The 21444-nt window shown below is 57.5% G+C and carries 19 protein-coding genes; 8 read left to right on the forward strand and 11 right to left on the reverse strand.

Features of this window, described 5'->3' with window-relative positions:
• Positions 1 to 36: 36 nt before the first annotated feature.
• From E1180_RS22500 to E1180_RS12530, 3 genes are all read right to left on the reverse strand, one after another.
• Positions 37 to 1356 carry a methyl-accepting chemotaxis protein gene (locus E1180_RS22500; protein WP_208997113.1) on the reverse strand — a complete coding sequence of 440 codons (1320 nt, stop codon included), beginning with the start codon at positions 1354 to 1356 and terminating at the stop codon, positions 37 to 39.
• A 156-nt stretch (positions 1357 to 1512) separates the two neighbouring features.
• Complete coding sequence (locus tag E1180_RS12525) at positions 1513 to 1926, reverse strand: DUF2177 family protein (protein WP_155191531.1); 414 nt, start codon at positions 1924 to 1926, stop codon at positions 1513 to 1515.
• Positions 1927 to 2002: 76 nt separating this feature from the next.
• The gene (locus E1180_RS12530; protein WP_208997114.1) at positions 2003 to 3856 is read right to left on the reverse strand and encodes an ABC transporter ATP-binding protein; all 1854 of its coding nucleotides are present in this window, start codon (positions 3854 to 3856) and stop codon (positions 2003 to 2005) included.
• Positions 3857 to 4037: 181 nt separating this feature from the next.
• On the opposite strand from E1180_RS12530, the gene E1180_RS12535 reads away from it, so the two are divergent.
• Both E1180_RS12535 and hemF read left to right on the forward strand, forming a co-directional pair.
• On the forward strand, positions 4038 to 4508 hold the full coding sequence (locus E1180_RS12535) for a tRNA (cytidine(34)-2'-O)-methyltransferase (protein ID WP_155191532.1): 471 nt from the start codon (positions 4038 to 4040) through the stop codon (positions 4506 to 4508).
• Positions 4509 to 4552: 44 nt separating this feature from the next.
• Entirely contained in the window at positions 4553 to 5479 is a 927-nt protein-coding gene (gene hemF, locus E1180_RS12540) for an oxygen-dependent coproporphyrinogen oxidase (RefSeq protein ID WP_155191533.1), read from the forward strand.
• Positions 5480 to 5509: 30 nt separating this feature from the next.
• On the opposite strand, the gene E1180_RS12545 is transcribed toward hemF, so the two are convergent.
• From E1180_RS12545 to E1180_RS12565, 5 genes are all read right to left on the reverse strand, one after another.
• Positions 5510 to 6625 carry an HD-GYP domain-containing protein gene (locus E1180_RS12545; RefSeq protein ID WP_155191534.1) on the reverse strand — a complete coding sequence of 372 codons (1116 nt, stop codon included), beginning with the start codon at positions 6623 to 6625 and terminating at the stop codon, positions 5510 to 5512.
• A gap of 97 nt (positions 6626 to 6722) precedes the next feature.
• Positions 6723 to 7970 (reverse strand): CCA tRNA nucleotidyltransferase, encoded by a 1248-nt coding sequence (locus tag E1180_RS12550; RefSeq protein WP_155191535.1) that lies wholly within the window; start codon positions 7968 to 7970, stop codon positions 6723 to 6725.
• 2 nt (positions 7971 to 7972) lie between these two features.
• Positions 7973 to 8230, reverse strand: coding sequence for a DUF6111 family protein (locus tag E1180_RS12555; protein ID WP_155191536.1), 258 nt, complete (start codon positions 8228 to 8230; stop codon positions 7973 to 7975).
• A complete protein-coding gene (locus E1180_RS12560) occupies positions 8230 to 8880 on the reverse strand; it encodes a CoA pyrophosphatase (RefSeq protein WP_155191537.1) in 651 nt (216 codons plus the stop codon). Before E1180_RS12560 ends, E1180_RS12555 begins: the two co-directional genes overlap by 1 nt.
• A gap of 48 nt (positions 8881 to 8928) precedes the next feature.
• On the reverse strand, positions 8929 to 9525 hold the full coding sequence (locus E1180_RS12565; protein ID WP_155191538.1) for a DUF1285 domain-containing protein: 597 nt from the start codon (positions 9523 to 9525) through the stop codon (positions 8929 to 8931).
• A gap of 266 nt (positions 9526 to 9791) precedes the next feature.
• Between E1180_RS12565 and E1180_RS12570 the strand changes: the two genes are divergently transcribed.
• Genes E1180_RS12570 through E1180_RS12585 form a run of 4 tightly spaced genes read left to right on the forward strand, consistent with a single transcriptional unit; the run spans position 9792 to position 16682 of the window.
• On the forward strand, positions 9792 to 10811 hold the full coding sequence (locus E1180_RS12570) for an AAA family ATPase (RefSeq protein ID WP_155191539.1): 1020 nt from the start codon (positions 9792 to 9794) through the stop codon (positions 10809 to 10811).
• A 36-nt stretch (positions 10812 to 10847) separates the two neighbouring features.
• The gene (locus tag E1180_RS12575; RefSeq protein WP_155191540.1) at positions 10848 to 11771 is read left to right on the forward strand and encodes a DUF58 domain-containing protein; all 924 of its coding nucleotides are present in this window, start codon (positions 10848 to 10850) and stop codon (positions 11769 to 11771) included.
• Between the two features lie 3 nt (positions 11772 to 11774).
• Positions 11775 to 14597, forward strand: coding sequence for a DUF4159 domain-containing protein (locus E1180_RS12580; protein WP_283404399.1), 2823 nt, complete (start codon positions 11775 to 11777; stop codon positions 14595 to 14597).
• A gap of 9 nt (positions 14598 to 14606) precedes the next feature.
• The gene (locus E1180_RS12585; protein WP_155191541.1) at positions 14607 to 16682 is read left to right on the forward strand and encodes a hypothetical protein; all 2076 of its coding nucleotides are present in this window, start codon (positions 14607 to 14609) and stop codon (positions 16680 to 16682) included.
• Between the two features lie 243 nt (positions 16683 to 16925).
• On the opposite strand, the gene E1180_RS12590 is transcribed toward E1180_RS12585, so the two are convergent.
• Entirely contained in the window at positions 16926 to 17429 is a 504-nt protein-coding gene (locus E1180_RS12590) for a GNAT family N-acetyltransferase (RefSeq protein WP_283404400.1), read from the reverse strand.
• Between the two features lie 349 nt (positions 17430 to 17778).
• On the opposite strand from E1180_RS12590, the gene E1180_RS12595 reads away from it, so the two are divergent.
• Complete coding sequence (locus E1180_RS12595) at positions 17779 to 18753, forward strand: glutathione S-transferase family protein (RefSeq protein ID WP_155191543.1); 975 nt, start codon at positions 17779 to 17781, stop codon at positions 18751 to 18753.
• Between the two features lie 13 nt (positions 18754 to 18766).
• Here the strand turns inward: E1180_RS12595 and E1180_RS12600 are convergent, their stop codons facing one another.
• Positions 18767 to 19252 carry an NUDIX domain-containing protein gene (locus E1180_RS12600; protein WP_155191544.1) on the reverse strand — a complete coding sequence of 162 codons (486 nt, stop codon included), beginning with the start codon at positions 19250 to 19252 and terminating at the stop codon, positions 18767 to 18769.
• A gap of 523 nt (positions 19253 to 19775) precedes the next feature.
• Here E1180_RS12600 and E1180_RS12605 point away from each other — a divergent pair.
• Entirely contained in the window at positions 19776 to 20729 is a 954-nt protein-coding gene (locus tag E1180_RS12605) for a metallophosphoesterase family protein (protein ID WP_155191545.1), read from the forward strand.
• On the opposite strand, the gene E1180_RS12610 is transcribed toward E1180_RS12605, so the two are convergent.
• On the reverse strand, positions 20726 to 21307 hold the full coding sequence (locus tag E1180_RS12610) for a hypothetical protein (protein WP_155191546.1): 582 nt from the start codon (positions 21305 to 21307) through the stop codon (positions 20726 to 20728). The two genes, E1180_RS12605 and E1180_RS12610, sit on opposite strands and share 4 nt — an antisense overlap.
• Positions 21308 to 21444 lie beyond the last annotated feature (137 nt).

Below are 21444 nucleotides of genomic sequence, written 5' to 3' on the forward strand. Positions count from 1 at the left end.
GCTAGCCAGCCGGAAAACTCAGAAAATGCCCCCAAGTCATGCTGCCCGGACACTTTGAAGAAACTGCCTGACCTGCGTCTGAAGCGTTTGGGACAGCTGACCGAGTTCAGACGACGCATTGTTCATTTCAAGAGTTGCCGTCCTGCTGGACTCCATCGCCTCGGTCAACGTGCCGACATTGCTTGAGACCTGCTCGGAACTTGAGCGGGCGGTCAGCGCGTTGCTGCTGATTTCACCCGTCGCACTGGATTGCTCTTCGACCGCCTCGCGGATTTTGCCAGAAATCTCACTGACCCGACCAATCGTTTCGGCAATTGACCTGATCGCCGTTTCGGACTGCTCTGCCACGCTCTGGACAGAGGCCACCTGGGCGGAAATATCCTCGGTCGCCTTTGTCGTCTGCTCGGCAAGAGCCTTGACTTCGCTTGCAACGACCGCAAAGCCGCGGCCGGCCTCGCCTGCGCGTGCTGCTTCGATCGTTGCGTTCAAAGCAAGCAGGTTTGTCTGGCTCGCAATCTGGCTGATCAACTCGACAATCTCACCGATTGCGCGCCCGGTCTCCGACAGCCGTCCCACAATCTCATCGGTCTTGCGGGCTTCTTCCACAGCGGCGCCTGCAATAGTGGTTGCCTGATCGACATCCTGGCGGACACGTCCAAGCGACCCGGAAAGATGGTCAGCTGAATCGGTAACGATCTTGACCGCCTGCTCGGACTCCGCACTGGCACCCCGGACCTCCGTCACAGCATGCAAGGAGGATTCTACTGCGCCGTTCAACCGTCCCGAATTCTGTTCAACGCTGTTTGCTGCGCTGGACAGGGCAGTCACGACGCCAATCACCGATTTTTCAAAATCATCCGCAACATCCTCCATCAGCGCCTTACGCTCGGAGGCCAGATCTTCCTGATGCGCCAGTTCCTGGCGGGCCTGTTCCTTTGCGCGTTCGGCAAGATTGGACCGGAAAGCCGTCACGGATCTCGCAATCGCTCCGATTTCATCGCTCCGCTCGGTTCCATCAATTTCGATATCAATCTCGCCTTGGCTCAGCTTGTCGAGGCCGTCCTGAAGCCTTGCCAAAGGCCCTGCGATACCGATTGCAAGAATGACCGCAAATCCCAGGAAGAGCAGTCCAACGGGGGATACGACCAGCGCGATGGTGATCATCTGGTCTATAATGAGGCCATCGACTTTTTGACCAACATTGCCGGATAAGAAGTTTTGAGCGCTTTCAGCTGTACCGATCTGCGCGAGGAACGCTTGGCGGAAGGTATAAAAAGCAAAAGCTGTCCCGGCCATCATAATGGCAGCGGCGGTAAGTACCATGGCCACGAAGCGGCCCTTGATTGAAAGCGTCACGGATCGAACCCCAGTAGCCTGTCCATAAGCACATCACCCCAGGAAAGTCCCGGTTTCTGCACCCAAGGCGAAAGAGTACCGTGATGCACGTAAAAATTCAGTAACGGACCGGAACGGAGCAACACTTCGCCCATTACTGGTTTGTAAAAGACGCCCTTACTGATAACCGGATGTGACGAGCCGGGTGAGCAGGAAACCCAGAACTGCGGACGTTGCAGACAAGACCGTACCCCAAATAACATCGACAACGGCGACAATGACCGGCCAGTTTTTGAGCGTTGCGTAATTGGTCACGTCGTAAGTGGCGTAGGTGAAGAACCCGAACAAAGCTCCGTAGATCAGAGCTGTTGCAATGCTATCGTTTTTGAGTGCCGGGGCGACTGCAAAAATAACGATTCCAACCACATAAACGATGTAAAAAACGCCAGCCGCAATCATGTTCGGCTTATCCATGAGAAGATGCCCGATGCGATCGAAGTAGAACCGGGTCGCGACCTTGGACAACCAAACATAGTCAATGGCCAGAAATACTATTGCGGTCATGAAATAGGCGACAACAAGCTTAAACATAAGACCCCCTAAGCGATGATTGGTTTACGGTTTCACGAAGGGCATGGATCAACTGGCGACTGGAATAGTTCGGCGTTTAATCCTCGACGGTTTCGGAGGTCAGAAAGCCGCCAGACTGCCGCCGCCAAAGGCCTGCGTATACGCCATCTGTTTCCTCTAACAGGCTGTCATGCGTGCCCATTTGCACGATTCGACCCTTTTCCATGACGACCAGCCGATCCATGGCCGCAATTGTCGACAGGCGGTGCGCGATCGCGATCACCGTTTTCCCCGTCATCAATTGCTGGAGGTTTTCCTGGATCGACGCCTCAACCTCGGAATCCAAAGCTGAGGTTGCCTCATCCAGAACCAGGATGGGCGCGTTCTTCAGAAGAACCCTTGCGATCGCAATCCTCTGACGCTGGCCACCTGAGAGTTTGACACCCCGCTCGCCGACATATGCATCGAAACCAAGGCGGCCACGCTTGTCTTCCAGCTGGCGGATAAACTCATATGCGTGGGCCTTGCGGGCGGCCGACACAAGTTCGTCCTCGCTTGCTTCCGGACGGCCGTAAAGAATATTTTCGCGGATGGACCGGTGCAGCAGCGAAGGGTCCTGTGTGACCAATCCGATGGAGTGGCGGAGCGATTCCTGCGTGACCTTCCGGACATCCTGACCATCGATCAGGATCCGTCCGGCCTCAACATCGTAGAAGCGCAGAAGCAGGCTCACGAGCGTTGTTTTACCGGCACCGGACGGACCAACCAGGCCCACGCGTTCACCGGGCTCGATCACAAGATTGAGGTGATCGATCACACCGCCGGATTTTCCGTAGTGAAACCGGACGTTCTCAAGTTCCACTCGTCCATTCGGAACTGCGATTTCAACAGCATCGGGTTGATCTGTGAGGCTGATGGGTTTGACAATGGTCTCCACACTGTCCTGAAGGGAACCAAAGTTGCGGAAAAGGCCATTCAGCTGATTGAAAAGCCGATTGAGCAGGATGTTCAGCCGCAAGATGAGGCTAAGGGCGAAGGCAACATGACCGGTGCTGATCCCGTCGGCCTGCCATATCAGCAGCGCAGTCCCGGTGATCGAAACGATCATCACCCCATTGATCACGGACATGACAATCCGGATCGTGGTCAAAAGACGGGTAAACCGCTGCAAGGTGCCGATGAATACCGTGAAGGCCTGCTTGGCACCGCGGGTTTCTTCATCAACTGACCCAAACAGCTTTACGGATTGGATGTTGGTATAGGTATCGACCAGGCGTCCGGAGACGCCTGAATAGGCATTGGCGTTTTGCTTGGCCGCCGAGCGGACACGGGGCACAAAAAACCAGGCTGCGACACCGAAGCACGCCAGCCAAACGGCAACAATCAATCCAAGCCGGTAGTCAAGGTTGGTCACCAGAACAAGGGTTGTGATCGCATAGACGACGATGAACCAGGCGACCTGGAGAAGATTGATCATGAAGTCGCCGGCGGACATGCCGGCCTGCAGGACTTTCTGGGACAGCCGGCCCGCGAGATCGTCCTGAAAGTAGCTCAAGCCCTGCTGCATCATGCGCTGGTGGGACTGCCAGCGGACAAGATTGAAGAAGCCGGGCACGACCGTCTGCTCCTCAACAAGCGCCATCAGGCTGTTGGTACAGACCCGGACGATCAGCACAACACACGCCATGCCGAATAGCGTCCAGCCGTGATCTGCGAACAAGGTCTCACGATCGCCCTGTTCCAGCAGGACAACGATCGTCCCGAGAAAATTGAAGATGGCCACCTCGACGAACGCCGCAGCTCCACCCAGAACCAGCATCGCGACAAACGGCCAGCGCACTTGGGAGATGAAGTAAAGCAGAAAGGCTACGCCGCCATGGGGCAAGTCCTTGCCCGGAAGGGGCTTGAAAGGATCAATCCAGTTTTCGAACAACCGGAAAAGGGCAGACAACAGACAGGCTCCTGAAAATGAAACGGCGAGGCAAAACGGCACACATGATTTGCACCTGGATACTACGCGGACCAAACGCTCTTGGCCCAAACAATCTCAGGCAATCATCAGAGGCCTTGCATGACACGGCTGGAATCAGCTGCTATTTCCGTCGCTGCCCTTAACTAGATTAAAGAGTGAAATGCCGGACTTAGCCCTCTATCAACCGGACATTCCCCAAAACACGGGAACGATCTTGCGCCTTTCCGCTTGTATGGGGATAGCAGTTCATTTGATCGAACCTGCAGGCTTTCCGATTTCGGACAGCGCCCTCAAACGTGCCGGTATGGACTATCTTGAGCGCGCAGTCCTGCGACGTCACCTGAACTTCGAAGCCTTCGACGATTGGCGCCGCGAACACAAACGCCGCGTGATCTTGTTGACCACCAAGTCCGATCAGCCCTTCACCGGCTTTTCGTTCCAGTCGGATGACATCCTGTTGTTGGGCCGGGAGAGTTCCGGTGTGCCCGAAACTGTCCATGACGGTGCCGATGCGCGGCTGACGATCCCGATGGTTGGGGGCATGCGATCATTGAACGTTGCCGTGTCTGCGGGCATGGTGCTTTCGGAGGCCTTGCGCCAAACAGACCGATTTCCTAAGACTTTGACCTAGCTTGAGAATACTCCATCCGTAGCGATCCAATCAAAGGCCCTTTCATGACCAATGCAACTCCTGAACAACGCGGCGGCCCGATCCCGGACGGGATTGAGCAGAAGAAGGAAACCGCGACAACGTGGTTCCGTGAGCTCCGCGACCAGATTTGCACGGCCTTTGAAAAGCTTGAAGATGAAATTGATACCGGCAAAGGGCCTTTGAGCGACCGGCCAGCGGGCCGTTTCGAGCAAACGCCATGGGAGCGGACGGACGCGAGCGGTACAAAAGGCGGTGGCGGCGTCATGTCCATGATGCACGGCCGTGTTTTCGAGAAGGTCGGGGTCCATATCTCAACGGTTCATGGCGAGTTTTCACCCGAGTTCAGGGGACAGATCCCAGGTGCGAGCGAAGATCCGAGATTTTGGGCCTCCGGCATAAGCCTCATCGCGCATCCGCAAAATCCGCATGTACCAGCGGTTCATATGAACACGCGTATGGTCGTCACAACCCGTCAGTGGTTTGGCGGCGGAGCCGACCTCACCCCGGTCTTGATGGTACGCAGAACACAGGAAGACCCGGATACGGTGCGGTTCCATGAGGCCATGAAACAAGCTTGTACACCGCATGAGGTCGCAGACTACGAAGCCTACAAGGCCTGGTGCGACGACTACTTCTTCCTCAAGCACCGCAATGAGCCGCGCGGCATTGGGGGAATCTTTTACGATTATCTGAACAGCGGGGGCTGGGATCAGGACTTTGCCTTCACTCAGGACGTCGGGCGCGCCTTCAATGACGTTTATCCTGAGTTGGTGCGGAACAACTTCACAAAACCCTGGTCCGATGAAGAGCGTGAAGAACAGTTGATCCGCCGTGGCCGGTATGTGGAATACAATCTGCTATATGACCGGGGCACGATCTTCGGCCTCAAGACAGGGGGAAATGTTGCCTCCATCCTGTCGTCCATGCCGCCCGTCGTGAAGTGGCCGTAACTTAAAAACTGACCATGAGAATTTGGGCTATCAGTCCGACGCCAGGGAAACACCCGCTTTGGCGTCGCTGCGGCTGACATCACCCAGATCTCTTCCCAAAATCATCTGTGAGAACTTGGCCAGCATTGCCTGGTCAAGTTTGCCGCCCATTTGCTTCATCGCCGCAAGGGCCTCTCGACTGGTGTGCGTTTCCTTGTACGGCCGCGTTTCCGTCAGAGCCGTATAGATATCGCAAAGCGTTATCAGGCGCACTTTGGGAACAATCCGCTCCCCCTTCAAGCGGTTCGGATATCCCGACCCGTCGAGATATTCATGATGCTGTAGGGCCATCCGCTTGATGTCCGGCGGCACCTCCAGACGTGGTTTGAGGATCTCACCGCCAAACTCTGTATGCTTGGCGATCAATGCACGCTCTTCAGGAGAAAGTTTTCCCGCTTTGTCGAGTATGGTGAGCGGGATCCGGGTTTTTCCAATGTCATGTATCAAGCCGCCGGCAACCACTTCCGAGCAGTCTTTCGTGCTCCACCCGATGTGGCGCGCAAAAGCTCCGGCAAGGCCGGCAACCGCCATGGAATGAATGAAGGTCGGACTATGGTGGTTTTGAATAGTCTCCAGCCAGACCGGCAGACCTTCCTTGTCGATCGCTGCAAGCACATCATTCGCGCTTGTCTCAAGGACCTTCATCTTCAGGCCTGCATCCGTTGCAACAGACAACGTCATGCTGTCGATGAATGCACTTGCTTCCACCAGCGCATGGGCGACGGATTGAGGTGTCTCCGGCGGTATCATGGCCTTCACGTCTGGCCCGATGAGACCCCTAATCCGGTTCAAAAGCAGGGCCAGAGGCGCGTCGCGCTCCATGATCTCGGACTTGCCCAGCGCAGCAGCTTGAATGGTCTCCCGACGGTTGTTGCGGGCCGTCATACAGATCACCGGGATCTCGGCGATGCTCGCCCAGGACGCTTTCAAAGCGGATAGTCCGGCATCTGTTGCGCTTAAGAGCTCAACGATAGCCACTTGAGCTTCGGCAACCGTGTCGCCGGACACCCGCGCCATATCGATGAGGCGGGCATGATAAAAAAACGGAATTTTCCGCAGGGGCGATTCAGGGGGAAGCGGCCCGTCGCAAATCAGAACGATTTCCATCGGCTTCCCTCTCTCCCGGTTGCCAAGAACCATGCCTGCCAAAATTGATGGTCACGCAATTATTGGCTGCAATGGTTTTAAACTCATTTACAGGGTTTTAGCGCCCGGACCGCGCCTGATCCAGCAGTTGTCCGCGATCAGCGTCAAAACCGCTATCGATCCACCTTTGGCGCAAGGCGGCCAGCACACGTCCAAGCTCCGGCCCCGGCGCGCAGCCAATCGCCAGCAGATCAGCGCCCTTTAAAGGAAATTCCGGAACGGAGCTGGATCGGAGATCCATGAGGTAATCGCCAACAGCATCTGCCGAAAGACCGGTTTTCTGTCCAAGCGCAGTCGCTGCAAACGCGAGCAACCCGTCGGTTGCGCCCTGACGTCCAAATTCATAAAGAAAGCGGGTGGCGCTGGGAAAGGTTTCCTCAGTTCGCAAGCTCTTGGCAGCCGCCCAGGCCGCCTGCATCCGTTTGCGCTCCGCATTCGACAAGCGGAACCGGTCTGCGATCCGCTCCAGATCTTCGCGAACAAAACCGGCAAGAACAGTCAGACCGACTTCCGGGTCGCGGGTCTCAGGTGCAAGATCATCAAGGCTCCGCAGAGCCTCGTAGTCGCTGGTGCGCGCAAGCCCCCCGGTTGCAATCTCCCAAAGACCGCATTCGCTCATCATGCGCAGTGCCGTGGCAGCTAGCTTGGCTTTCATAAGCCGCCGCATTTCATGGCCAATCCGTTCCGGAGACAAATGGCGCAATCCGTCCCGTTGCCGAAGGCATGCCCCTAGCCCATCTTGGTCCATATCACCGGAACCATACGCGGCGTAGATCCGGAAAAAGCGCAGGATCCGAAGATAATCCTCGCGGATCCGGGTATCGGGGTCCCCAATGAACCGCACCCGGCCGGCAAGGCAGTCGTCAAGCCCGCCGAGCGGATCGAACAGCTGACCATCCCGGTCGGCGTAAAGCGCGTTCATTGTGAAATCGCGGCGCTTGGCGTCATTCTCCCAATTGCGCCCGAAAACGACCCGGGCCTGCCGGCCGAATGTTTCAACATCCTCACGCAGCGTCGTGACTTCATAGGCAAAACCACTGCTCACAATGGTCACTGTGCCATGATCAATGCCCGTGCCGACCGGCTTCAAACCAGCGCGGGCGGCGCGGTCCATGACGTCCTGGGGACTTGCCGTTGTTGCGATATCGATATCGGGAACATCATGACTCAGGAGTGTGTTGCGCACGGCACCACCCACAACCCGCGCTTCATCACCGCCTGTTTCAATTGCCGAGAAGACGGCCTGAATGCCGGGGTTCTGTAACCAATAGGCATGCGCCAGAGATCGTTCAGCTTGTGCGGGCATGGCTATTCATAACGCCCTGGAACGAACACCCCGTTTTCGATTGTGGACGGAATAAATTCCTTGTCCTCCGGCGGTGCGGATATCCCAAATGTCACAAGCCCGCCGATCACGAGGATAAGACCGGCAACGGTCAGCCAAGCGACCGGTCCCTTTGCCCAATTGCCCGGCTTCTTGGACTTGTTGGCAAGCCAGAGCCACAGGGCGTAGCAAAAAAATGGAAGCAAAAACAAGATAATGTGAGTGAGAAAAACTCGAACCATCAGCGATCAACCGTTTCATAAAAGGACCGGATGATCCCGGCCGTTACACCCCAGATATAGTGACCCTCATAGGGCATTTCGTAAAAAAAACGCTGGTGTCCTTTCCACTCGCGGCTGGACTTGGTGTGATTGGAGGGATCGAGCAGAAAGTCCAAGGGAACCTCGAAGACCTTCTCGACCTCTTCGGGATTGGGTGTCAATACGGCTTCAGCGTTTATCAGACCGACAACTGGAACAACTTTGTAGCCGGACCCAGTCAGATAAGGGGCCAAACGTCCAAGAACAGAAACCTGGCTCGGAGGCAATCCGATCTCTTCTTCAGCCTCCCGCAAGGCCGCAGCCTCGGGGCCGGTGTCCTCGGCATCGATCTTGCCACCTGGAAAGGCGACCTGCCCCGCGTGAGAAGACAAATGCCGGGTCCGTTCGGTCAGAACTACCCGTTGATCCGTTTCCCGGTTCACGATTCCAATCAGAACGGCCGCATCCTTGGGCGCACCTTTCCATTTCGCATAGGGACCAAGACCAGGATTGAGGACATGATCACCAGTGTCCATAACTGGATTGTTGTAGCCAGGATCGGCAAGCCTTGCCCGGATCCGGGCAAGGCGCTCAGAATGGCTTTGAATGGGCGGGACGAGAAATTCAGGCATGATATGGACGTTGGCCGCCGTGGTTATTCGTGGGTGTCATTCGCATGATCAAAGCAATTCGGCAGGAACCGGAAAAAACACGCCTTGGCTCCACACACCGGTCCCGCCGCCTCCTGCCGCAGGCCGCTCTTCAAGAATTTCAGCGAGGTCGTACATCAACGCCCGCGTGAAGAGCGCCTCAAGACGCCCGCGGACCAAGACATAGGGTTTGAAACCGTCATGTTCCTGTTCGGCTTCAAAACGCAGGGGATGATTCGGCCCGATGCATACCACTTCACCAAGATTTGTCCGAAGGGTCAGGACCGCATCCTCGCCGGTCCCCTCCCGTACCATCTCCACGGCCAGAAAGGGGGCGTCATCGACGGTGATGCCGATTTTTTCGACCGGGGTCACAAGATAGTGCTTGCCATCCGCATCCTTGCGTAAAACGGATGCGAACAGTTTCACAAGCGGCTTCCGACCAATGGGTGACCCGAGATAAAACCATGATCCGTCCCCTGCGATCCGAATGTCGAGATCCCCGCAAAATGGCGGATTCCAGGTCTCCACCGGCGGCAATTTCGCATCTTTTCCGGTTGCTCTCCCCATCAGCGCCTTCAGGCCGTCGGGGATATCTTCCATCTTGTTAACGGCACCGTTTGCCATCAGGAGCCAGTCCTCCAAAGCGGGTACAGCACACCCGGATTTTTACCTATACCATTCAACACAATGAGGCAGTGCCTCTGCTTCACCCGCAGAGTTTGGCCTGTTGTCTCCAAGAAACTTGGGCCTATTCTCTGTATGGTGCAAATTTGCGCCTTATCTACCCTGTCATATGGTGTCAGACTGCCAGGGTCGCAGCAATGTTTTCAAAAACATGACGAGCTGCTTATCGGGCCCGGCCCGCGACAAAACATTAGGATAGGTGATTTATGAGCGTCGTTTCTCCCAACAACCCTTCCGAAGAAGATCTTGCTGCCGTTGCCGAAAGTGCAGAGCGCGCGGTCAATCGGATACACGACGCAAAAGCAGAAATCTCTAGAATCATCTTCGGCCAGGAGACCGTCGTCGAACAATCGCTCATCACTATCCTCGCCGGTGGCCATGGCCTTCTGGTGGGTGTTCCGGGCCTTGCGAAGACCAAGCTTGTGGAAACCCTTGGAACAGTTCTCGGGCTCGACGCGCGGCGTATTCAGTTTACACCGGACCTGATGCCCTCCGATATCCTCGGCGCCGAAGTGATGGAGCAGGACACAAGCGGCGGACGCTCATTCCGCTTTATCCCAGGGCCTATTTTCTCGCAGCTCCTGATGGCCGATGAAATCAACCGGGCCAGCCCGCGAACTCAGTCTGCGCTGCTTCAGGCCATGCAGGAATACCATGTGACCATCGCCGGCCACCCGCATGATTTGCCGCGGCCCTTCCACGTCCTGGCGACCCAAAACCCGCTCGAGCAAGAAGGCACCTATCCGCTTCCTGAAGCCCAGCTCGACCGTTTCTTGATGCAAATCGATGTCCACTATCCTGACCTGGAAGCCGAACGCCGCATCCTTCTGGAAACAACCAGCGCCGGCCAAACCGAAGTCAAGGCAGCTGTTACCGCCACCGACTTGATCGAGTATCAGCAGCTTGTCCGCAGAATGCCTGTTGGGGAAAGTGTAGTGGAAGCGATATTGAAGCTCGTCCGCGCCGCGCGCCCGGAAGAAGGAACACCGTCCTCGGATCTGACCAAACTGATTGCCTGGGGCCCGGGTCCACGCGCAAGCCAGGCCCTCATGCTAACCGTCCGGGCCAGAGCTCTGGTCGACGGCCGACTCGCGCCGTCGCTCGATGACGTACTGGCACTGGCGGAACCCATCTTGCAGCACAGAATGGCGCTCACGTTTGCAGCGCGTGCGGATGGACATACGGTTCGAGACGTCATTCGCCGCGTCAAAGAGAGCATCTCATAGGAAAAGACTGGGCAAACGGCAGGAGCACCCCACTGGATGGCATCCGACACTCTCAGCACCGGGATTGATCACAACACGTTGCCGAACGTCATTGGCGAAGCTCGGTCTGTTGCCGATGGCCTGCCCGATCTCCTGGTTGAAGCAAGTCACGTTGCCAGCTCGATCATAGCAGGATGGCATGGACGCCGCCGCGCAGGGCCAGGTGAGAGCTTCTGGCAATTCAGACCATTTTACATGGGCGAACCGGCGAAACGGATCGACTGGCGCCGGTCCGCCCGCGATGATCATTTGTATGTGCGCGAGCGCGAATGGGAGGCCGCCCATACCGTCTGGCTGTGGTCGGACCTATCCCCTTCGATGGTGTTCCGGTCCCGTTTGTCAGAGGTTTCAAAACGCGACCGGGCGATTGTTCTCATGCTGGCGCTTGCCGACATGCTCGCCGAAACCGGCGAACGCATCGGGCTGACAGGTTTGACCCGCCCGTTTTCCGACCGCCGCGCGGCGGAACGCATTGCGGACGCACTCGCCCACCTTTCCCAGCCGGTCGCCCTTCCTGACACGACAGCGGTAAAACGGTTCGCGGACGTGGTTTTGGTTTCGGATTTCCTAGACCCCCTGGAAGACATTGCAGCTTGGCTCAGCAAGGTGGCGAGCACCGGTGCCCGGGGCCATCTTGTGCAAGTCCTCGATCCGATTGAGGAAACTTTCCCGTTTGATGGCCGGATTGAATTTACCGACCCCGAGCGGGGCTTGAGGCTGACTGCCGGCAGAGCCGAAACCTGGCGCGAGGACTACCAGAACCGGCTGGAGGCACACCGTGCCGAAATCCGGGACATGGCGCGCCGGGCCGGATGGACCTATGTCATTCACCACACCGACCGCCCGGCGTCCGAGCCGCTACTCGTGCTCCACAGTGCATTGTCCGGTGCACAAGATCTCTTAGGCCAAGGAGGCATGTGACGCGTGTTAGCCGGACTTCCCCTTACATTCACAGCACCCTGGATTCTTGCGGCTCTCGCGCTTTTGCCGGCCATCTGGTGGCTGCTCCGGCTCACGCCGCCAAGGCCCCGTGAAATTGCATTTCCACCTACCCGGCTGCTGCTCGATATCGATCAGCATGATGAAACCCCGCAACGCAGCCCATGGTGGCTAACGCTCTTGCGGCTGCTGCTGGCAGCGATTTTGATCATTGCACTGGCTGGCCCGATCTGGCGGCCCGCAGATCCGATTGAAACAGGTGATGAGGTCTTGTGGGTCCTGCTCGACAACGGCTGGACATCTTCAAGAAGTTGGGACGCCCAAGTCAACACTGCGGAGCAAATCCTAACCTCAGCAGAACGAGAAGGTCAGGCGGTCTTGTTCGGCGCGACAGCCGAAGGCCCAGGGCAAAGCCTTGTGCCGGAATCGGCGACCGCTGCCCTTGAGCGTTTGCGGGCATTGGATCCCCGGCCATTTGCTCCGCGCCGCAGCGAGTTGAACATAGGCCTGAGAAGGGCAGCTCAGGAAAACCCGCCGTCTGCAGTTATCTGGCTTTCCGACAATACAGCCTCTGACCCGGGCTTCTCGTCAGACCTTGCCGATATTGTGGGCGATGTCCCAATAACGGTGTTGACTGGTTTGCCGACGCCCATGGGTTTGAAAGGGCTCTCCAACGATTCCGATGCACTTGTCGTCAAGATGGTCAGGCATCCGGAGACATCCCTTTCCGGAGCAACCGTGCAGGTTCTGGACTTGAAGGGGCTGGTGCTCGGCGAAGTATTGGCACAATTCGATGCAGGCCAAACCGAAACGGATGTGCGCTTTGAGCTGCCGAGTGAATTGCGCAACGACATTGCACGGGTGGAAATCGCGGGCGAGGCGTCGGCAGGGGCGGTCCAGCTTCTCGACGACAGCTGGCGGCGCCGGACTGTTGGGCTGATCTCAGGTCAGGCGGGCGACCTTGATCAACCTCTCCTGTCTCCGCTCTATTATCTGGAACGCGCGCTTGCGCCCTTCTCCGATATCCGGCGCCCGCGCGATGCCGATATCGTTGAAGCCATCCCGGGCCTGATCGATCAGGGCATATCCGTCCTGGTTCTGGCGGATGTCGGCCGGGTGCCGGACAGCACGGCCGAAGAATTGCGCGAGTGGGTGCAAAATGGCGGCACACTGTTGCGGTTTGCAGGGCCGCGCACTGCGGGCGGAACAGATGAACTCATTCCGGTCCGTTTGCGCGCCGGTGACCGGTCCCTCGGCGGGTCCTTGTCTTGGAAGCAACCGCAACACTTGGCGCCCTTCCCGGACGACTCGCCTTTCTTCGGACTGGATGTTCCCGAGGAAGTGACCGTATCGCGCCAGGTTCTCGCGGAACCGACCGCCGACTTGCCGGACCGGACCTGGGCCATGCTGGAGGACGGGACGCCTCTCGTCACCGCGAGTTCCATGGGCGCAGGCAGCATAGTGCTCTTTCATGTAACGGCAGATTCCTCCTGGTCGAATGTGCCCTTGTCCGGTGTGTTCTTGAACATGCTCCGCCGCATCCTGGCTGTGTCCAACGTTGCGGCGGCCGCAGCGGAGACCGCAGAGGACGGCACTCAGGCACAATCGGTATTGCCACCCTTGAGATTGCTGGACGGTTACGGGCGGTTTGGCTCCCCACCGGTTGAAGTAACGCCGGTAAACGCCTCCGCCTTCCGTGATGCCTCGGCCAGCCGCAGAACACCTCCCGGCCTTTACGGCACCGAAGATGGCTTCCGTGCTCTGAACCTTTTGAAAGCAGAAGACGAAATCCGGTCGCTTGATCTGGAACCACTTGGCAACGCGCTCGTTCGTGCCGCCTATCCGACGACCGATCCGCTCGACCTTCGCGCTGTCTTCTTCACGCTAGCCTTCTTGCTGATTGTCCTGGACAGCATTGCCGTGTTCCTGCTGGCAGGCGGCCTCAGCCGGATTGGCCTGCGCCAACGGGCAGCAGGTATCGCCTTGGCACTCGCCTTCGCGGGTGGTTTGACGGTATTCCAAGGCGGAACTTCGGCCTTGGCACAGTCGGCAAGTGACGAGCTCCGGGCACTCGAATCCACTTTGGAAACGCGCTTGGCCTATGTGCTGACCGGCAACCCGGAAATCGACGATGCAAGTGCATCTGGTCTTTCCGGACTGACCCAATTCCTGTCAGAACGGACCGCACTTGAGCCAGGCTCGCCCATCGGCGTGGACATTGCACGCGACGAGCTGTCCTTTTACTCACTCATTTACTGGCCGATCGATCCGGCAATGGACAAGCCGGCAGAACAGACCATCGCCCGCATCGACACTTTCATGCGCAACGGCGGGACGATCCTGTTCGACACCCGGGATCATATCAACGCCTCGACAACCGGGTTCTCATCTACACCGGCAACCTTGAAACTCCGGGAAATCCTGGAGGATCTGGATGTGCCGCCACTGGAGCCTGTCCCGCCCGACCATGTGCTGACCAAAGCCTTTTATCTACTGGACACGTTCCCGGGCCGCTATGCGACGAGCCCGCTTTGGGTCGAAAGCCTAGAGGATATCGGCACACGCGGTGACCGCCCCGTGCGCGCCGGCGATGGTGTGTCTCCGATCCTGATCACAGGAAACGATTTCGCGGCGGCCTGGGCGATTACGGCGGCCGGCGATTTCATGTTCCCGACCGTACCGAATGATCCGGTTCAACGGGATTATGCGTTCCGGTCAGGGGTGAACATTGTCATGTACAGCCTCACCGGAAACTACAAGGCTGATCAGGTGCACATTCCGGCGCTGCTCGAACGGCTCGGACAATAGGGAGAAACGATGGTCTGGTCTGTCTCATTTGATCCGCTGTTGCCGATTTGGGCCCTGGGCACCGGCATCGCGCTGGCGTTGGCGCTCGTTCTGGTGTCCGGTTTCCTCAAGTTGAGGGCATGGCCATTGCGGGCCATGACGATGGCGCTGTTGCTTCTCGCCCTCGCCAACCCCGCCATCGAACATGAAGACCGGGCCCCGCTTTCAAGCGTCGTGGCGCTGGTCGTGGACAAAAGCCAGAGCCAACGCCTTGCAGACCGGGAAAGCGCGACTGACGCTGCCGCTGAAGAGCTGGAAAGCCGGATCAACGAGCTCAGCGGGTTTGACTTGCGCATCCTGGAAGCGCGGAATTCGGGTTCCGGCGACGGGACCGAAGTGTTTCAAACGCTCACCAATGGCCTTGCCGATGTGCCACCGGAACGGGTTGGCGGCGCGATCATTGTAACCGACGGGCAGATCCACGACATCCCGGAGACTGCCGAAGCGCTGGGTTTCAACGCACCTATTCACGGCATCATCACTGGAACAGCCGATGAGAAAGACCGCCGGATCGTTTTGCAGACAGCGCCGCGATTTGGGCTTGTCGGCTCGGAGCAGACCGTCAGTTTGACGGTGGTTGATCAGGGTGCAGGCACCGGGCCGGGCGATCCGGTAGAGCTGACCGTGAAACGCGACGGTAATGTGATCACCCGCCAGACCGCCCGCTCAGGCGAAAAGATCGATATCCCGGTGGAGATCGACCATGGCGGCAGCAACATCTTCGAGTTTGAGGCCGCTGCGCTGCCCGACGAGCTCACCACGCTCAACAACCGGGCTGTGGTTACCATCGATGGCATCCGCGAGAACTTGCGGGTTCTTCTCGTCTCCGGATCACCTCACGCCGGTGAGCGGACATGGCGGAACCTTCTCAAGTCCGATGCATCGGTTGATTTGGTTCATTTTACGATTCTCCGGCCACCGGAAAAACAGGACGGAACTCCAATCAATCAGCTCTCTCTGATTGCCTTCCCGACCCGGGAACTGTTTTCGGTCAAGATCGATGAATTCGACCTGATCATTTTTGATAGGTATGTGCGGCGCGGCGTTCTGCCGATGCTCTACTTCGACAACATTGCGCGCTACGTCCAGGACGGCGGCGCAGTGCTTCTGGCCGGTGGGCCCGATTATGCGGAGAACGGCAGTCTTTACCGGACACCGCTTGCCCCGATCCTGCCCGCCCGGCCGACGGGCTCCATCCTGGAGCAACCCTTCCACGCGACCCTTGCCCGCCTGGGTGAACGGCATCCGGTGACACGCGGCCTGCCCGGGGCCAATCAGGATCCCCCCGCCTGGAGCCGCTGGTTCCGGATGGTCGATACGGAACTGGACGCCGGGCAAGCGCTGATGTCCGGCCCTGGCGACATGCCGCTCCTTGTTCTGAACCGGGAAGGTGAAGGCCGGGTGGCGATGCTATTGTCCGATCATGTCTGGCTCTGGGCCCGGGGTTTTGAAGGTGGCGGACCGCACGTCCCCTTGTTGCGGCGGCTTGCCCATTGGCTGATGCAAGAACCGGATCTTGAAGAAGAAGCGCTGACCGTGTCCATGCGCGGGCCTGAACTGATCGTGGAGCGGCAGACCCTGGGTGAAACCGTTGGCGAAGCAACAATCGTCTCACCAACCGGCGACCGCCGGAACGTGACCATGAACGAGCGGGAACCCGGCCTTTGGCAGGCAACCGTACCGGCAACTGAAACCGGCCTTTACTCCATCACCGATGGCGAGATGACAACGCTGATCCATGTTGGTCCGCAAAACCCGAAGGAATATACCGACGTTCTTTCGACCACCGGATTGCTGGCACCTTTGGCTCAGGAAACGGGAGGTGTTTCAAGGCGTCTACGCGACATTGGCGGGGCGGCGGATGTCCCGCGTGTGGTCTCGATGCGCCAGTCTGCCAATTTTGCCGGAAACGGGTGGATCGGCTTGCGCGCCACCAGCGCAAGCGTCCTGAACGGCGTTGACCGGTATCCGTTGATGATCGGGCTGTTCGGTCTCGCTCTCTTGCTCGGAGCGTTGTCCTTCATGTGGTATCGGGAAGGGCGCTAAATCCACGGGTGCTATACGGTAAGCGCCTAAGAAGCCGGACGAGCGAATAAGCAATCAATTTTGATAGGTAGCTCCCCATCGATTTATCGCGCGCAGATTCAGCTGAAAACGGCCCGTTGCCAAGGCCAGTCCGGAAAGCGACTGAGACAAGACCATCACCAGACGTACTGGAATCGCTTTGCGCAGGCACGTCTGGTGCATTTGGCTACTCCTGGAACCGTGTAGCCGGTGTTGCGGTCAGCATCATGCGGTGCGCATGGTCGCAGAGACTGCCCCGTCGGGCATATCGGCCCCCTTCAGCCGGGCCACGAGCAACCGCGCGGGATCCACGGGTCCGGGCAATGTGATCTTTCCCATCGGGACTTGCTCGAACCCAAAGGGCCCATAATAGGGCGCGTCTCCAACCAGCAGCACAATCCGGTCCCCGGCAGCCTCGACCGCATTAAGAGCGATTTGCAGCAACAGCTTTCCAAGGCCCCGGTTCTTGAACGCTGGCGAAACAGTCAAGGGGCCAAGCAACAAGGCCGGCGTTTCTCCTATATGGATCGGCGTGAGGCGGATTGACCCGGCGATATCCGAACCGGACAGACCGACAAATGACAAATCCGGACGATGCGGCACGTCTTTGCGAACCTGGAAAGCGGTCCGGACAAAACGGCCAGGCCCAAATGCTTCGGCTTGCAGTTGTTCAATTTCGGATGTGTCGGATGTCTCTTCGAGACGAATAACCCAGGTGGACTGTTTCACGGGAATGCTCTCAGCTTGCATAATTTGGGGGCGCGATGGCCGGCGCCCGGGTCAAGCTGTTGTTACCGGGAACAGGTCAGGCGCGACGGCGCGGACGAGAAATGTCTCGCCGGTTGGTTCGTCGTCGGAGTGTCAGACCTGCAGTCATCTGCATCTTTCAGCCAAAGTCCCTGTTGGGTCTCGTGTTTGCCACGGACATCGCGCGTACCATGCTCCCTTCTTAAGGTCCAGCAATTTTTACCCGTACGCCAGACCCACCGATTGTTCATCTCAACTGAACACTCCATTCAGTTGATTGAAAACCAAGGACCCCGCACAAACTTAACAAGTGTAACCAAAGGAGTTTGTGATGGGTGTTCTGGTAGACGGTGAATGGAAAGATCAGTGGTACGATACGAAGTCGACCGGCGGCCGCTTTGTGCGTAAGGACGCAGCATTCCGCAACTGGATCACACCCGACGGCTCAGCGGGCCCAACTGGCGTTTCCGGATTTAAGGCCGAAGCAGGCCGCTACCACCTGTTTGTCTCCTATGCCTGTCCCTGGGCTCACCGGACCATGATCTTCCGGAAACTCAAGGGCCTTGAAGACTTGATTTCCCTCTCCGCCGTTCAACCGCTGATGCTAGAGAACGGCTGGGAATTCCCCGAAACGGATCCCCTGACCGGCGCGAACTACGCATGGCAAATCTATGTGAAAGCAAATCCGGGTCATTCCGGGCGGGCGACCGTGCCAATCCTTTGGGACAAGCATCAGAACACGATTGTCAGCAATGAATCTTCCGAGATCATCCGCATGTTCAATTCTGCGTTCAATGACCTGACGGGAAACAAAGACGACTACTATCCTGAGGATTTGCGGTCATCCATCGATGAGATCAACAGCCGCGTCTACGACGCCGTGAACAATGGCGTCTACAAATCCGGGTTCGCGACGACACAGGAAGCTTACACCGAGGCAGTGACCGCCCTGTTCGACATGCTCGATGAGCTCGAAGTTATTCTCTCCAATCACCGGTATCTGACTGGCCATCGTTTGACGGAAGCCGATTGGCGGCTTTTCACTACACTGATCCGGTTTGACGCGGTTTATGTCGGGCATTTCAAGTGCAACATCCGCCGGATCGATGATTATCCAAATCTGTCAAACTATCTGCGGGAGCTTTATCAGATCGAGGGCATTGCGGAGACGGTCGACATGCAGACGATCAAACAGCACTACTACGGCTCGCATGAGACCATTAACCCGCATCGTGTTGTGCCTGTCGGTCCGGTTTTGGACTTTGACCGGCCGCATGACCGGGACCGGCTCCAGGCGGCCGCTTGAGGGCGGACCGGCGCTACCAAACACCGCCGGCTGGAAACGCAGCATTTTGATGTTCCAGAAGCCGGCGGACCGTCGCCTCGCTGGTTGATGCCGGCAGTCCGTCCAAAGGAAAGAAAGCGGCGTCTGCGATTTCGCGGTTGGGCTTCAGAAATGTTCCGGTTGGCTCCCAGCGCCCAGCCTTGAACAGGCCAACATGATCCCGGCCAAGGGCTCCCCGGTTCAAATAGACATTGACCAGCTCAGGCTCCGAGATCAGCGCTATACCAGCCTCTTCCTGCAATTCCCGCACAGCAGCTTGATGCAGGCTTTCTCCAGTATCGACCCCACCACCGGGCAAGTACCAGTCGTTCAGATAGGTATGCCGGATCAGCAAAATGGCGCCGGTGTCGTCCTCAACGATGACACGAACACCCAGAGTGTAGGGATTACGCAGCAACCCCTGTCCCTGGATAATCCACTTGGTCAACTGTTTCGGAAGCAACGGGAATACATTCAACATTTTGATGGTATTGATATGCAAAAGCGATGGTAAGGCACTGTTAACCCATGCATTTTTTGCAGGCCTGCCCAATCATAATAACGCTCCTCCTTCATTCATTGAATGCCTATATTGCAGGCAAGATGATGAATTGAAGGGCAGTAACAGCCTTTCCGAAGAGGATCAAAGAGATGTTCAACCTGTTTTCCAAACGCCGCCGCCGCCCGGCTTCCTACACCTGGAAGCCTGCTGTCGACCTGACAAACCCGCGCATCGCCGCGTCCCTGACAACCTTCCCGACCAACTGATTGGCCGGATTAACTTTGGGGCGTTGCCATGTTTGGTTTTGTCCGTGTCGTAGAAGCGACTTTGCGTGAGACCACACGCACAGATAAAGGCACAGTTGCTGGTATCCGGACGCCGGTTCCAACAGCACGCAAAGGTCGGTAAAAGGCTCTCCCAGCCTGACATGTATGTTATGCGTTTTTGAAAAGCGCTGCGTCTTTTTTCTTGACGCGGCGCTTTTTGGTTTGAAGATGCGCGCATGTTTAAGCTTGCGCATTTGTCAGATCCCCATCTCGGCCCTCTTCCTGACCCCAAACTTCTGCAACTTTTCTCCAAACGGCTGCTTGGGTATTTGAACTGGCAACGGAACCGCTCGAAAATTATGGGCGGCAACTACCTTGAGCAACTCGTTGAAGACATGAGAGCCCAGGCGCCGGATCATATCGCGGTAACGGGCGACCTCGTGAACATCGCCCTCCCCCTTGAAATATCAGGCGCCCGAAGCTGGCTTGAAACGATTGGAGCGCCGGACAACGTCTCCGTAGTGCCCGGCAATCACGATGCGTATGTTCCTGGCGCTGTAAGGCGGGCACGGGCCGCTTGGTGGCCCTATATGAGCGGAGACAATGCGGACGCCGTGCCGCATGAGAAGACCACCACCGAAGCAACATTTCCCTATGTACGCAGGCGTGGTGATATGGCCCTTGTTGGCGTCACAACAGGGCGGGCCAGTGCTCCCTGGTTTGCCACAGGGCGGGTCGGCAGCAAACAAAGCAAACGATTACGGGACACTTTGGAAATGCTCGGTGGAGAGGGCCTATTCCGTATTGTGATGCTTCACCATCCGCCTTTCCCCAAGGCGACAGGATGGCACAAACGCCTGTCCGACGCTTCCCGTGTAAGGGCTGTGATCAAACGCGCCGGAGCAGAGCTTCTTCTGCACGGTCATACCCATATTGACAGTTTCGAGACGATTGAAGGTCCCAGCGGCCCCGTCCCGGTCGTTGGCGTTCCGTCAGCAACTAGCGCTCCTGGCGGCAAAAAACCGCCTGCACGCTACAATCTGTTTTCAATTAAGAAGACCAACGAAGGCTGGGTGTGTCAGCTGGACGAGCACGGCTTTACAGAACCGGACCAACCGGTTGAACTGATAGCCAGCCGACAAGTGGAGATTCCGCAGGTTCGGCCAGCGCTTGGTATCGATAGCGCTTAGAGCGGATTTGCGAACCAGGCGAAGGCAATCAGCCCGACAATGCCGGTCGCAAGACCAACACCAAACACACCAGCTGTTGCGAGCCATGGCATGCGGTTTTCCTGAACCCGCACCACGTGGGATTCGCGCGCGACCTGACGCAAGCGGTTGTTCAGCCAATCACCTTCCAAGGCCTTTTCACGTTCCAGAACGCGTTCCGCGATATATTCGGTCAGGCAGTCGGCCATATCGTCGATATTCGCAGTTTCCAGTATCACCACCCGTCCAAGGCGTGTGTCTTTCAGGAAACGGTATGTTTTCCGGTCCCCGCCGACAACCACATGGCTGGTCGCATCGATCCAGAGCCTCGGCGTCGATCCCGAGATGATCTGCAGCGAGAACTGGTCATCGTCTTCCGGGATTTCCTTAAAAACGTCCTTCAATTCATCGGCAAGCATGTCGAGACGTGCCCGTTCCGTATCCTGCAGTTCAACAACCACGTCGGAACGTTCGACTTCGCCGAGCTGAACTTTCCGGATAGCGTCCCGCAAGGATCGCATCCGGGTATGAGGGACCACGTTATCCTGCATTTCAGACATGAGGCGCCAGTCTCCGCTGCTTTTTGCCGTTTGGAACTTCGACTCCTACCTGAGTCTCGCCATCGGGGTCAGGCGCGACACCCCTTCCCGCAGCGCTATCCACTGGCAATGGTCTGGTCATGGTTAACGAAGGTTAG

The organism is Roseibium denhamense, from assembly GCF_009711415.1.
Taxonomy (GTDB): Bacteria; Pseudomonadota; Alphaproteobacteria; order Rhizobiales; family Stappiaceae; genus Roseibium; species Roseibium denhamense.